The organism is Telluria sp. ZB2R32, from assembly GCF_059685715.1.
In genome coordinates, this window is record NZ_JCASIG010000003.1 from 130,852 (window position 1) to 144,014 (window position 13,163).

The window sequence follows — 13,163 nt, forward strand, 5'->3', positions numbered from 1 at the left end:
TTCGTTACGGTTTGCCGAAGAGGACGGTGAAGCCGTTCTCGCGTGCCTGGTTGACGTAGGCCTGGAAGGCATCCTCGATGACGTTCTCGGCGCGGTCCAGCTCGTACCAGAACTTGACCTTGCCGGCGCCCAGGCGGTACTTGAGGCGCGCACGTACCTTGTAGCCGTCGCCGTTCTTGAAGAGGCGGGCGCCGATCGCGAACTCGCGCGGGATCTCGATTGAGCCGCCGGTGGCGCGCGCGTCGATGGTTTCGTTGTAGGTGAATTGCACCTGGCCGTTGTCGAGACGGCGTTGGCTGCTGAAGTTGACCTCGGTCTTGGCCTGCAGCGTCAGCGCGACCTGCAGCAGCGTTTCGCCCGACGGCTCGACCACGTCGGCGATGTTGTCTTCGAGGAAGATGGCGAACTCTTCCTGTTCCATCACCTTCTTGTTGTGGCGCATCCAGGTCTCGAACTCGCGGCTCAGCTCGGCCTTGAAGATGGCGAGGTAGTCACGCCAGCCGGCCGCCTCGTCGCCGTGCACGTGATCGTTCAGCACCGCGGTCAGCGTGCGCGCTTCTGGATCCGCGTAGATGTAGACCTGGCCGGTCTCGCCCTGGTCGGCGCAGAACACGTTGAAGCTCGCGATCTCGCTCAGGTGAACGGTGCCGGTCTTGCGGCGTGGGCCGTCGCCGATCTTCTCGATCGCGCCGGTGAGGTCGATGTGTTTGTAGCCTTCGGGCACCACCAGGTGCGTGGTGCCTTCGACTTCCTGGAATGCCGCGGCTGCATTCGCCAGGGCGCCGATCTCTTGGATGGCCTGGGCCAGGCCGTTATTGTTGTCGTTCACTTCGTTGCTTCCTTAAAGGTGGTGGGTTGGGATGGGGTGGCGTCGCGCAGTTCGAGGTTTCCCTGGCGCGGGTGATTGCGTGACAGGTCGTTGGCGTCGGTCAGCCAGAAGAAGTCCTCGCCGCGCTCGGGGTTCGGCAGCTTGATCGTGACGGCGTCGGCGATCACGATCTTGTCGACGTCGGCGCCGCGGCCGGCAGGGCGGACCTTCAGCTTCAGGGTGAGCTCGCCACCCTTGCCGGTTTCCTTCACCTTCTCGAGGAGGGTGGCCAGCTGGTCGCTCAGCTCGGCATGGGTGCGTCCGTCGCGCAGCTCCTGCAAAAAGACGGCGAATGCTCTCTTGCTCATGGGGTGGGGTGATCCTTTCTAGTCGTTGTCGTTGGCTTGCAGCTTCTTCACGTCGATGCGCGCGCGGCGCTGCATATGCCGGCGGGCGACTGCCTCGAGGATGATCTTGAGGCTGGGGTTCTTGAGCATCTCGTCCAGCGGCTGCGGGGTGCGCAGCATGTGGTGTGCGACTTCCAGGGCGGCGGCGTCGGGCGAGATGCGGTGCATGTCAGGTCCTGTTGCGCGAATATTCGAGGCGGTTACCAGCCATGCGAAAATCGAAACTCATCATTTTTGATAGGAGGTCAGAATGAAGCTGTCCGACGTAGCGCGGGGTGTGCAGGTGGGTCTCGACAAGGAGCTGACCGTGTCCGACCTTGAAATCCTGATCGCGGCGCTCATGACCGCGCGGAGCAAGACCGACCCTGCTGTTCACCCTATGCCTCCAACAGCTGCAGACGCACACGCCCGATCACCGGTCGTCGTCCAGCGTGATCCGGACATCACCTTCGCCGCCCTTGCTGATGGCGGGATCCGGCTCTGGCTTCGCCACACCGGTGCCGGCTGGCTGGCAGTCCAGTTCTCGCCTGAGAAGGCCAGGCTGTTCCGCGATTACCTGATCAAGTGGGTTCCCGGTGCTGCACCGGTCAATCTCATCAATGATCAGTCGGTCGGGGGTAACAACCTGCAGTGAGCCGTCCACCGCCAGGTCGTTCTCGGCGGCGCGGAAGGCCATCCAGGCGGCGTAAGGCACGGCGGACACGGCTTTCGACAGCCAGTAGGAGCGGCGCTCTTCCGTGAGGCTGTTCCACCAGTCGATGCCGAGCTGGACGTCGCTTACCACCGGCTCACCTGTCGCAGGAGCCGGCGGCTGGGTGGTCGCCATCAGGTTCCAGAGCACCGCGTCCAGTTCGACCTCACCCATGTGCGCCATGGTCCCGGACAGCTTCGCGATGAAGCTGTGCAGGCGGCGGTCGCTATCGGTTGGCTCGGCAGCCGTAGCCTGGTGTGCACAGTCCATGATCGCCTTGCGCAGGGACGTGATCGTGGCTGGGCCGGTGTTGAATACGCCTAAGCGGCGATCGCCCAGATCGGCGAGCGCGTTGACCGCACCGGTGTGGAACACCATGTTCGGGATATCCATTAGCGGCCACCCGCGATGACGGTGATGCCGCATGGCTCATCGCCAAAACGTTCAGCTGCGCGGTCCCAGGCTTCAGCCGCGGACTGGGACTCGTCGTCCCGGAGGTATTCGGTTGGGTGTCCGGCGGCGCGGACGATGACGTGGAAGGTGCGCATCCTCTATCTCCAGGTATATATCGTGGAGATAAATATACACGAATGAATAGAATGCGCAATACGCGAATGGATAAATTGTGGTGCGGGTTATACGCGAGGAGGACCCGAGACGATTGCGGACGAAAAAAAAGCCTGCGCATGGCAGGCTTGTTGTTGACGGATTATCTTTAAGCGCTTGAGAGGTTCGCTCCGCACCGACCGCAGTCGCTTGCATCGCCACTTGCCATACTTCGACACTTGGGGCAAATAGTCACCGCAGTCGGTGCCTGGGCTGGCGGTATAGTTCGCGCTAGCGGGACAGCCGGCTGGGTACGAACTGGGCCGGGGGCGGTATCGGCCCCGGTTGGGCGCATTGAAGAAAAGCCAGTAAGAATGGCGCCGACAACTGCCAGGACGCCCGAAAAAATAAGTAGATTCTGTCGCTGCGCCATTCTGTCAACGTTTGCGACGGTCATGGCAGGCGTCGTAACGCCATATCCGAGATCGCGAGCAGGAACGTCAATGCCGACGTCCATGTTTAACGCATAACCTCCTAGAAGCAGGCCGGCCACCAAGATAAGGATCCCAAAATATTTCATGATGTCTCCAGTCAGGATTCGGCATCTAAGCGTGCCGTTCGCTGATCAATTATAGAGGGTGTTTGATCACGCAATCTCGCCAATTATTGCTAGAACGGCAGAGGCTCGTCTGGACTCGACGGCGGTAGGCTTAGGTCGACCTCGGATAGTGTCAGATTTTCCAACTGGATGAGGGCAAGCAGGCGGTGTGTCTGAAACGGAGCGTACGCTCGGTAGCCGTTTGGCTCTACCGACACCAGCATAATTGGATGCGTAGGGAAGTATGGCTGAAGTCGCCGGAGGAGCTGGTCACCGGGGGCGGCTGACGTATATGCTGAGTCCACGATAACAACCATGATCGGGGCGCCATAAGGATCGATCTCAGCCGCCTGCGCCTTCAGATGAAGTCCACTTGCATACGGACCACGCGACCAACGATTTCGGTGTCTTCTTCAACGGGGCGGCGGCCATATGCGGGAGCGCGATTGTCTGATGCCAGGTGCCATCTGTTTCCCTCACGTTCTAGCCGTTTCACCAACGGTTTATGGTGGTGATTTACGGCGAACAGTTCTCCGTCTAGCGGCTGACGATCAGCAGTGTTCACGATTACGACGTCACCCTCCCGCATGGTCGGGTACATGCTTTCGCCTTTCACCCGGAGGGCAACCAATTTTGCCGGGTCGAGCCGTTTCCCTTGGACCCAGTCGAGTGGCAAGCTTAAGGCAATCCCATCTTCGTATTCAAAATCACCATCGACTCCATCCACGCCTGCATGGATCACCCGCGTCAGCATTCGCACCCCTACAAACTTCCCACTGTCTTTTTCATCCACGATTACGCGGATTGCAGCCGCTGCCGTTTCGTCTGTGTCCTGTCGCGCCTGTCGTTGCATCGGTCCGATGCCTTCATACAGCCACTGGAACGCAACATTGCATGCCTCGGCCAGGGAAGTCACAGTATGTGCTTCCGGTCCCTTTTTCCCAACACCCTTCAGTATTCGGTTGATCGTCGGCTGGGGAATCCCTGAAAGCCGCGACAGTGCGTTCTGCGACGGTATCCCAGCCGCTTTCATTGCCTCGTCAAGTCTTTGTCCAATTGTCATTCGCAGACTATACGCACGCGTATAAATCGGATGCAAGGCTCTATTCATTTAAGTATTGCGACTCTATCCATTCGTGTATAGACTGTCGGCATGGATAAAGACCCTTCGACCCTTCTCCGCGAACTCAAGCTTTCGACTGGCTGGAGCGAGACCCGTCTGGCGACTGAGATCAAGACGTCCCAGCCAACAGTCAATCGCATCCTGAACGGGCAGGCAAGGTGTCTCAGCACTACGCTTACCGCCATAACGAGGTTGCATGGCGTCCACTGTGCGGAGGCGCTAATGCGGCGGTCAGGTGACAAAGAAGGGTGAGTTGACGTTTCCATAACTGAATCATTGCAGCAGAGCAGTCCTAATACACCATTTTCTGAAGGGTTTCCCGCATGAACCATCTCGACGCATTCCACAAAACTGTCCACGGCGCCCCTGGCGGCTGTGAGGCGATCGCGCCGCGCATGGGCATGTCGGCGGCCATCCTGCGCAACAAGGCAAACCCGAACAGCACGACCAACAAGCCGTCGCTGGATGAGGCCGATCGGCTGATGGGTCTCACCGGCGTGCACGACATTCTGCATGCCCTGGCTGCAAATCACGGCTACGTGTGCGTGCGTATGGAAGAGGGCGCGAGCGCCGGGGACATGGCCGTGCTCGAGATGATCACCCAAGTGTGGCAGACGAACGGGGAAGTCGGTACCGAGATCAACCTGGCTCTGGCTGACGGGCACCTCACCCAGGCCGAGATGGATCGGATTCGTGAAAAGGTGCGGCTCGCCCAGCGCGCTTTGGAAGGCGTACTCGCTCGCCTCGGCGGGATGGCGCAGCGCTGAATCGCGCTCTCCTATTGCCCCTGTTCCCCCCAAAGAAAAGCACGATGCAAAATAACGCCCCGCTACAAAATACGCCACACGAAAACGACCGTCCACACGATACGGCAAGGAAACCGATTGAGCGCCGTCACATCCGCAAGGGACTGCGCACGGAAATGGAAAGCCTGCGCGTCCTGGCCCACTACCAGGGCATGCTGATCGAACTGCTGCAAGAAAAGGCTGAGTATGGCAACGCTTGAGCAAGTCATCGACCAGATGACCGGCTCCGGCTTGCCGAGCCTGCCGTCTGGCCACCCGCTGCTCGACGGGAAGATCCATCGCTTCGGGCGGGCAAAGAAAGCCTGGTACGTGCTGCGCGAGCTGACGCTCAGCAGCGGCCGCCGTGTCGTCACCGGCGCCTATGGCATCTGGCAGGGCCAGGACCAGAACGCGGTACCGGTCACGATCGACTGGGAAGGAGTCACGCCAGCGGAGCGCGCCGAGGCCGAGCGCAAGCAGGTCGAGCACCATCGCGTTACCGAGGAGCGCAAACGCCGCGCCGCCGAGCTGGCCGCAGGCCGCGCCCGTGCCGACTGGCGCGGCGCCAGCGAGAAAAGCCATGCTTACCTCGAGCGCAAGCGCGTCGGCACCGAAGGCACGCGCGTCACGGCAAGCGGCCAACTGCTGGTACCCGCGCGCAAATACAGCACCGCCAGCGCGACGCTGTCGGCGCTGCAGCGGATCGAGGCTGACGGGGCGAAGCGCTTTAGCACCGGCGGCGACATGATCGGCGCCTGCTGCCTCCTCGGCACCGCTCCCGCCGGCACGCCGCTGATCGAGATCGGCGAGGGCTATGCGACGGTCGAAACCGTGCGCATGGCGACCGGCTTCGACACCCCGGCGATGGTCGCCTTCAACGCCGGCAACCTGCTGCCGGTTGCGCAGCAGCTGCGGCGCGACTTCCCGGATGCGCACCTGCTGTTCCTGGCCGACGACGACATGCGCATCGTCGCGCGCCTGGCCGAAGCCCTGCAGCAGGATTTCGACGCCGAGTGGGTTCCCGTCATCGACGGCGCCGATCACGAGATCCAGTCCAAAGGCGGCGACATCGTGCGCGTGCGCGCCACCTGGCGCAAGGACGCCACCGGCACCGACTACATCGAGGCCGATATCCGCGCCGGCCGGCAGGTCTCGCTGCGCAAATTCGAGAATGCCGGCATTTCGCGTGCCCGTGCCGCAGCCCGCGCTGTCGGCAATGCTTCCGTGGTCTGGCCCCAGTTCGCCGACCGCGTCGACGACAAGTGGAGCGACTTCAACGACCTGTACCTGGCCGAATCGCTTGAGACCGTCCGCGACCAGGTGGTCGCTGCGCGCTCCCGCGCCCTCATCGGCGAAGCGGTGGCCGCCGCAGTCGGCGATGACATTCCAGCGCATTTTGACGATGTGCCGCTCGGCGATGTCGCCGACGTGTTTCCCGCCTCCCTTCCTGTGCAGGGCGCCCAGCCGACTTCCCCCGCTCCCTCTGGACCAGAGGCGCCGGTGATGACGGGCATCTTTACGCTGCAGTGGGCAATTGCGCACTGCGCCCTGGTGCAGGGTTCGACCGACGTCTGGGATTCGCTGAACAAGCTGCGCATGAAGCGGCCCGCGTTCGTCGACATGGTCGGCAGGGAAGGCGCACTTGCCTGGTCGTCGCATCCTGATCGCCGCAATATCAGTCCGCGCAACCTTCCGAAGACGATCCGCGGCGTCGCCGTCGACGATGGGGGGGCGGGGGCGGGGGCGGACAACCATATCGTCATGATGCTGGAGCGGTACACCCTGCTGTACGGAACCAAGACCGTGTGGGACGCCGACAAGCGAACGGTCATCGCCTACGATGCGATGACCCTGGCGCGCGGCTCGGATCTGGCGACGCGCTGGCTGGGCCACCCCATGCGGCGCGAGATCGACCTCGACAAGTTGGTGTTCGATCCAACCCAGCGTGTCGACCTGGACACGCACATCAACATGTTCGAGGGCTTCCCCCTCACGCCGAAGAAGGACGAGGCGAAAGCCCAGCTGGCCCTCGGCCTGCTGCACAGCCTGTGCAGCAGCGAGGCGAACTGCGACGAGATATTCCACTGGGTGCTGTGCTGGCTGGCCTACCCGCTGCAAAACAAGGGTGCCAAGATGCAGACCGCGCTGCTGTTCTTCGGCGAGAAGCAGGGCACGGGCAAAAGCTTGTTTTTCGAAGGCATCGTCAAACCGATCTACGGCGCGCACGGCGCCACCGGTGGCCAGCATCAGCTCGAGGCCCAATACACGCACTGGCGGTCGCAGAAGCTGTTCGTGCTGTTCGAGGAGATCCTTTCGCGCCAGGACAAGTACTCGCACTTCGGCCTGATCAAGCACATGATCACCGGCCGCGACATGCCCATCAGCCAGAAGTTCAAGGATGACCGGACCGAGGCGAACCACATGAACGTGGTGATGCTGTCGAACGAATTCCAAGCGGTACCGATCGAGCCCGAGGACCGGCGCTTCCAGGTGGCCGAGGCCCGCAATCCCCTCGACCCCTCGTTGCTGGCGAAGATCCAGGATGCGCTCGGCAACGGGCTGAGCGAAGCGTTTTATGCCTTCCTGCTCGAATATCCCCTAGGCGACTTCACGCCGCACACGAAGCCGGTCATGACATCCTCGAAAGAACGCATGATCAACTTCGGCCGGCCGGACTGGGAGGCGTTCTACCTGGCCTGGCAGGCCGGGGACCTGAGCGTGCCGTACTGCTCGTGCCAGTCCGAGCACCTGTACGTGATCTACGTGCGCTATTGCAGCCGGTTCGGATTCAAGGCGCTCTCCCTGACGAAGTTCTCCGAGCTGATCGCGCAGCGGGTGCCGAAGAGCCGCCAATGGATCACGCCTGAAGGCGAGAGCAGGAAGCGGCTGCTGACGGTGTTCCAGGTCCCCCAGCCCCCCGAGGCGGAGGAGGAAACGCTGACCGACCTGTGCAACACGTTCTACAAGATGGCCGCGATCAAGGGCACGGCATGAAACTCGCTCATCCAATAACAGGGGCTAACGTACAAGCGGACTCGGCTGTAACGCTGAAACGCAGTATCCATGCGGGTTCTACAGGGTTAACAGGGTTAACAGGGGTCGAGCGCGCGCACGTACTGAATTCCAATCTCAATCGCCACGTTTCAGTAAATCCTCGTGTGTGTAGTACTACCACGTTAACCCTGTTAACCCTGTTAAGAGACAGTATCCATGCGGGTTTCAGCGTATCAGGGCTGCAAGCTCCGACTGATAACCCATGTAAAGGTCGCCAATGAGAATCAGCATCGAACACAATTTCCCGAACGTCGCCGCGAACATCCGCGAATTCGGACGCCAGGGTGAGTTCGCCGCCGCCGTCGCGCTCACCCGCACGGCCCAGGACGTCCAGCCCGCGATCAAGAAAGAAATGACCCGGGCATTCGACCGGCCGACCAACTACACCCTCAACAGCACCTTCCTCAAGCGCGCCACGCGCGGCAACCTGGAGGCACGCGTCTGGCTGAAGGACAACCCATCGGGCAAGGGTGCGCCGGCAGACCGTTACCTGGCGCCGCAGATCTTCGCCGGCGAGCGCCGCCAGAAGGGCATGGAACGCCTGCTCCAGTCGTCCCGCCTCATGCCTGCCGGCTGGGTGGCCGTGCCGGCCGTGGGTGCCCAGCTGGACGCGAACGGCAACGTCAAGCGCAGCCAGATCATCCAGATCCTGTCGCAGCTGAAGCTGCAGCGCGGCGCCGGCTACGAATCGCGGGCATCGGGTAGCGCGGCGTCGAACCGCACGATCGCACGCCAGGGCGTCACCTACTTCGCGCTGGCCCAGCCGCGCCGCGGGCTGCAGCCTGGGGTGTACATGAAGAAGAAGGTGGGCATGGGAACGACCGTCAAGCCGGTCTTCATCTTTGCCAGGCGTGCCAACTACCGGCCGATCTTCAAGTTCTTCGAGGTGGGCGAAGCGACGGCGCGCGCGCGCTTCCCTGGGCACTTCAATGCCGAGCTGACGAAGGCGCTGGCGACAGCCCGCCGAAGGTAGGTTTCCCCTTGTAAATGTTGCATAGGGGCACCCCCCCCGGGGTTAGGTTCTTCCCAGCAACATTTAGGCAAGGGTAATTCAGGCCTCGACGACGCACTAGCGGAACCCAAAAACATTTCCTGACAAACATCCTGACAACGTACCGAAACACATGCCGAAACTGACAACCATTGCCGAGTGGGCCAAGCTGGTGGGAATTTCCCGCCAGTCCGCGTATGACGCGGTCGACCGTTGCGAGATCCCGGTCACCGACGGCAAGGTGGATGCCGAATATGCGACCCACCGCTACGAGACCAACACCCGCAAGCGCGCGAAGGGCAACAAGCCTGACCTGCTGGCAAATGGGGCGCAGCCCTCAAGCGTGGCGGGCGCGGGAGGTGCCGGAGGTGCGGAGGCGCCTGCCAAGATCCCTGGGTACGATTCGAGCCGCGCGCGCAGGGAGGCGGCGGAGGCAGCCGTCGCCGAGATCAAGCTGGCGGAGATGGCCGGCCTGTACCTCCTCAAAGCGGACGTGGACTCAGTCGTGTTCGAGGTGGCGCGGGCGCTGCGCGATGGGCTGATGAACTACGGCCGCCGTGTCGCTGCCGACGTTGCGCCGCTGACCACTGCCGATGAATGCGAGGCCGTCATCGATCGCGAGACCCGCACGCTGCTGGAAAGTATGGTGCACACGTTCAGCGAAAAGCTGTCCATCCAGATCGAGGATGCGCTCGAATGATCGGCCTGGCACCAGCAGCTGGAGTCGCACGGCAGGCGTTTGCGCGCGGACTGATGCCCGACCCGAACATGATGGTCGACGCCTGGGCCGACCGCTACATGATCATCCCGAAGGAATCCGGCGCGAACGAGTCCGGCAAGTACCGCACCAGCCGCACGCCGCACGCGCGCGAGGTGATGATCGCGCTGTCGGACGCGCACTGGTGCAAGGTAGTCGCGCTGATGGGCGCCTCCCAGATGCTCAAGACGCAGGTGGGCTTGAACTGGTTTTGCTCGACGGTGCACCAGTCGCCGGCGAACTTCCTGTGGATCCTGCCGACCGGGAAGCTGGCCAAGCGGACCAGCGCGCGGGTGAGCAAGACCATCGCCGCAGTACCGGAGGTGCGGGAGCGGGTGGCCGGGCCCCGCTCGCGCGATTCGGTCAACACGCTCGACACGAAGGAATACATCGGCGGCTCGCTGCACATCGTCACCGCCGGCGCCGCAGCGAACCTCTCCGAGATCCCGGCGCGCCGGGTGCTGTTCGACGAGGTCGACCGCGCCGAGGCGAACGTCAACGGCGAAGGCGACCCGGTCGCGCTGGCCAAGGCCCGCCAGACCACGTTCGAGCGCAATCGCAAGTCCTATTTCCCCAGCTCGCCCACGGTCACCGGTGCATCGATTATCGAATCGCTGTACCTGCAGGGCACGCAGCAGGAGGCGTTGGCCGAATGCGTGCACTGTGGCCACGCGCAGCCGCTGGTCTTTGAGCGTCTGGAGCAGGACGACAGCGGCCAGGCCATCTACCCGTGCAGCGACTGCGGCGCGTACATGGTCGAAACCGATAAGGGCCGCATGTTCGCGCGCGGGCTGTGGTCCGCCGGCGTGCCTGGTGATGGCGAGACCGTCAGCTTCACGATCAACGCCATGTTCGCGCCCTACGGCTGGATCCCCTGGAGCGCGCTGCTGCTCGAGTACCGCGCGGCCCGCGCCAAGCTGGAGGAGGGCAGCGAGGAGCTGATGATCACGTTCTACAACACGCGCCTGGCGCGCTGCTGGGAACGCAAGAAAGAGCAGACCAAGGCCGGCGAGCTGCAGGCCCGGGCCGAGGCCTACAAGATGGGCGAGGTGCCGAAGGGCGGCCTGATCCTCACCGGCACCGTCGACACCCAGCCGGACCGCTTCGAGCTGAAGGTGCTGGCCTGGGGCGAGGGCATGGAAAGCTGGGTGGTCGACTATCAGGTGATCGCCGGCTCGCCGTCGGATGTGGAGACGCAGGAAAAGCTCGACCAGGCACTGCTCGGCCGGTACCGCCACGCCGGCGGGCGCATGCTGTCGATCGCCGCGGTGTTCATCGACTCGGGCGGCGCCAACACCCAGGACGTCTACAACTTCACGCGCACCCGCCAGCACCGGCACGTGTACGCCATCAAGGGTGCCTCGACGCTGAACAAACCGATCCTGAGCGCGAAGCCGTCGCTGGTCGACGTGAACTGGCAGGGCAAGGTGATGCCGCATGGCGCCAAGCTGTGGCTGATCGGTACCGACACCGCCAAGGACTACCTGGCCGCGCGCTACCACCTCACCAGCGGCCCGGGCGCGATCCACTTCCCGAACGACCTGCCGAAGGAATACTACGAGCAGCTGACAGCCGAATACTGCGTTACCGCCTTCAAGCGCGGGCGCAAGGTCCGGGTCTGGGAAAAGAAAAAGGCAGACCGCAACGAGGCGGGCGACCTGATGGTGTACGGCGTGGCCTGCGCGCAGTACCTGGGCCTGCACAAGAAGACGCCGGCGCAGTGGAAGGTGCTGCGCGACTTCGTCGATCCGGACACGCCCGACCTGTTCGAACAGGCGCCGGCACCACCGGCAGCAGACGACCCGCCACCAGCAATACCTGTCGCACCAGCAGCATCCACTCCAGTACAAGAAACGAAAAGCGAACCATGGCCGCCAACACCGAAATCCACGTCGACAACCAGCATGCCGCGCCGGCCGGCCGGGAGACAGTGGTAGCGAACGAGGTCTTCAGCAACCCCGACCTGGTCGACGCCATCTTCGCGTTCATTGCAGCCGAGTTTCCGGACTTCGCGCCGCGCGCGGCCGTGCTGAAGGAAGAGGTGCGGCGCGAGTTTAGTGGAATCGAAATCTACATCCCTCAGCGCTCTACTGCGCAGCGCGAGCGCATAACTAAGGAAGTATTGGCAATGTTTAATGGCCGTAATGCTGCCGAGGTCGCTCGCCGCCTAAACATAGGTAGAGCAACCGTATATAGAATCATCAAGCAGGACGGCGGGAGAAAGTAGCGTCACGTCAGCCGTGTCTTGCCGTTGTTGTCTAGAACTACCCAGTGGACTTCCTTATTAATGTAGTGCAAACTATCAATCTTTACTTTATGCAATTTGACTCCTATGAACAATAGCGCAATAGAAAAGGCCCGCCGGAAGCGTCTGGTTACCATGGTGCTGCCGGCTGCAACCGGCTTCTTTACTGTGGCTTTTGTAAACGAGTTTCGCGAGGTCTTATATTTTTATCCATTTAGGGCTGAGATCTGGCTCATACTCGGCTACACGTTTATAGCGTTCTCGGCTTTTATGGTTCTTATGACTTACCTTCAGGTGGGCTTTAAGGGTTTTATTGGTGATCATATGGCTGAAATAACGGAGGCGCCGATAGAACGTTTGATTGGTGAGCTTCAAGAGGAACTGAGAGAAAACAGCGCGAGAGTAAGATGGATCTTGACTCAATTAGACAACAAACCTGCAGGGATAATTACTGAAGAGGAACGAAAGAAAATCACCAATCAATTACGTGCAAGCATTGCTGCCGAAACCAATTCGCAGATTTTTGCGGAGTTTAAGGCTAATGCAGATAAAGAACTGCAAGCGTCCGCTAAGCAACGTGACGTGCGAGAAATGCTTGGGATTTCTCGCGCTCGTTTAGAGCGAGAGCTAGCCGCTCTTGGGCGGAGAGGAAATATTAACTTAGCCTTTGGGGCAATTACTACAATTGTTGGGATCGCTATTCTTGGTACGAGCGTTTATTCGGAGTTGACTGCAAACAAAGATATCTGGGCGTTTGCGACTCACTTTTTACCTCGTCTAACGCTAGTCGTATTCATCGAAATTTTTGCCTATTTTTTCTTGAGTTTGTACAGGAATAATTTGCAGGAAATCAAATATTTTCAAAATGAGCTTACAAACGTTGAGTCAAAACAGGTTGCGCTAATTGCTGCGCTGAATTTGGATGATCTTGCGGCAATCAATAAAGTTCTGGCCGTCCTTTCAGAAACTGAAAGAAACCATATCATTTCGAAGGATCAGACAACAGTTGAGCTTGAAAAAGTAAGGGTTGATCGATCGTCGCAGACTGATATGCTTAAAATCATTTCGGATCTATTTCAAAAGAAAAACGGGTAATATTTGTTGTTGCGATAACTTTTCTCAATCCTGTCTAGGTGATTTAGGTGGGAGAGAGTAAGG

At 60.9% G+C, this 13,163-nt stretch carries 15 protein-coding genes; 9 read left to right on the plus strand and 6 right to left on the minus strand.

The genetic code is table 11. The annotated features are described in order from the left end of the window. Positions 1 to 4: 4 nt before the first annotated feature. From AC56LG_RS09950 to AC56LG_RS09975, 6 genes are all read right to left on the minus strand, one after another. Positions 5 to 829: a DUF2303 family protein gene (locus AC56LG_RS09950; RefSeq protein WP_497165959.1), complete on the minus strand. Its 825-nt coding sequence runs from the start codon at positions 827 to 829 to the stop codon at positions 5 to 7. Continuing rightward, positions 826 to 1,176: a YfdP family phage-associated protein gene (locus AC56LG_RS09955; protein WP_497165960.1), complete on the minus strand. Its 351-nt coding sequence runs from the start codon at positions 1,174 to 1,176 to the stop codon at positions 826 to 828. The genes AC56LG_RS09950 and AC56LG_RS09955 overlap by 4 nt, the downstream gene beginning before the upstream one ends. 18 nt (positions 1,177 to 1,194) lie before the next feature. Further along, positions 1,195 to 1,383 (minus strand): hypothetical protein, encoded by a 189-nt coding sequence (locus tag AC56LG_RS09960; RefSeq protein ID WP_192051858.1) that lies wholly within the window; start codon positions 1,381 to 1,383, stop codon positions 1,195 to 1,197. Between the two features lie 244 nt (positions 1,384 to 1,627). Further along, a complete protein-coding gene (locus AC56LG_RS09965) occupies positions 1,628 to 2,299 on the minus strand; it encodes a hypothetical protein (protein ID WP_497165961.1) in 672 nt (223 codons plus the stop codon). Continuing rightward, positions 2,299 to 2,454: a hypothetical protein gene (locus AC56LG_RS09970; protein ID WP_497165962.1), complete on the minus strand. Its 156-nt coding sequence runs from the start codon at positions 2,452 to 2,454 to the stop codon at positions 2,299 to 2,301. Before AC56LG_RS09970 ends, AC56LG_RS09965 begins: the two co-directional genes overlap by 1 nt. Positions 2,455 to 3,408: 954 nt before the next feature. Continuing rightward, complete coding sequence (locus AC56LG_RS09975) at positions 3,409 to 4,161, minus strand: S24 family peptidase (RefSeq protein WP_497165963.1); 753 nt, start codon at positions 4,159 to 4,161, stop codon at positions 3,409 to 3,411. Between the two features lie 42 nt (positions 4,162 to 4,203). Here AC56LG_RS09975 and AC56LG_RS09980 point away from each other — a divergent pair, with 42 nt between their 5' ends. The 9 genes from AC56LG_RS09980 to AC56LG_RS10020 all read left to right on the plus strand — a co-directional run bounded on the left by AC56LG_RS09980 (position 4,204) and on the right by AC56LG_RS10020 (position 13,100). Continuing rightward, positions 4,204 to 4,425 (plus strand): helix-turn-helix domain-containing protein, encoded by a 222-nt coding sequence (locus AC56LG_RS09980; protein WP_497165964.1) that lies wholly within the window; start codon positions 4,204 to 4,206, stop codon positions 4,423 to 4,425. Positions 4,426 to 4,496: 71 nt separating this feature from the next. Further along, on the plus strand, positions 4,497 to 4,940 hold the full coding sequence (locus tag AC56LG_RS09985; protein ID WP_497165965.1) for a phage regulatory CII family protein: 444 nt from the start codon (positions 4,497 to 4,499) through the stop codon (positions 4,938 to 4,940). 44 nt (positions 4,941 to 4,984) lie between these two features. Beyond that, complete coding sequence (locus AC56LG_RS09990) at positions 4,985 to 5,179, plus strand: hypothetical protein (protein ID WP_497165966.1); 195 nt, start codon at positions 4,985 to 4,987, stop codon at positions 5,177 to 5,179. Beyond that, positions 5,166 to 7,952, plus strand: coding sequence for a DUF5906 domain-containing protein (locus AC56LG_RS09995; RefSeq protein WP_497165967.1), 2,787 nt, complete (start codon positions 5,166 to 5,168; stop codon positions 7,950 to 7,952). Before AC56LG_RS09990 ends, AC56LG_RS09995 begins: the two co-directional genes overlap by 14 nt. 277 nt (positions 7,953 to 8,229) lie before the next feature. Then, positions 8,230 to 8,985, plus strand: a complete 756-nt coding sequence (locus AC56LG_RS10000) for a hypothetical protein (protein WP_497165968.1) — start codon at positions 8,230 to 8,232, stop codon at positions 8,983 to 8,985. Positions 8,986 to 9,136: 151 nt separating this feature from the next. Then, entirely contained in the window at positions 9,137 to 9,703 is a 567-nt protein-coding gene (locus AC56LG_RS10005; protein WP_497165969.1) for a hypothetical protein, read from the plus strand. Then, entirely contained in the window at positions 9,700 to 11,697 is a 1,998-nt protein-coding gene (locus AC56LG_RS10010) for a phage terminase large subunit family protein (RefSeq protein WP_497165970.1), read from the plus strand. Before AC56LG_RS10005 ends, AC56LG_RS10010 begins: the two co-directional genes overlap by 4 nt. Further along, on the plus strand, positions 11,628 to 11,987 hold the full coding sequence (locus tag AC56LG_RS10015; RefSeq protein WP_497165971.1) for a Mor transcription activator family protein: 360 nt from the start codon (positions 11,628 to 11,630) through the stop codon (positions 11,985 to 11,987). The genes AC56LG_RS10010 and AC56LG_RS10015 overlap by 70 nt, the downstream gene beginning before the upstream one ends. 105 nt (positions 11,988 to 12,092) lie before the next feature. After that, on the plus strand, positions 12,093 to 13,100 hold the full coding sequence (locus AC56LG_RS10020) for a hypothetical protein (RefSeq protein WP_497165972.1): 1,008 nt from the start codon (positions 12,093 to 12,095) through the stop codon (positions 13,098 to 13,100). Positions 13,101 to 13,163 lie beyond the last annotated feature (63 nt).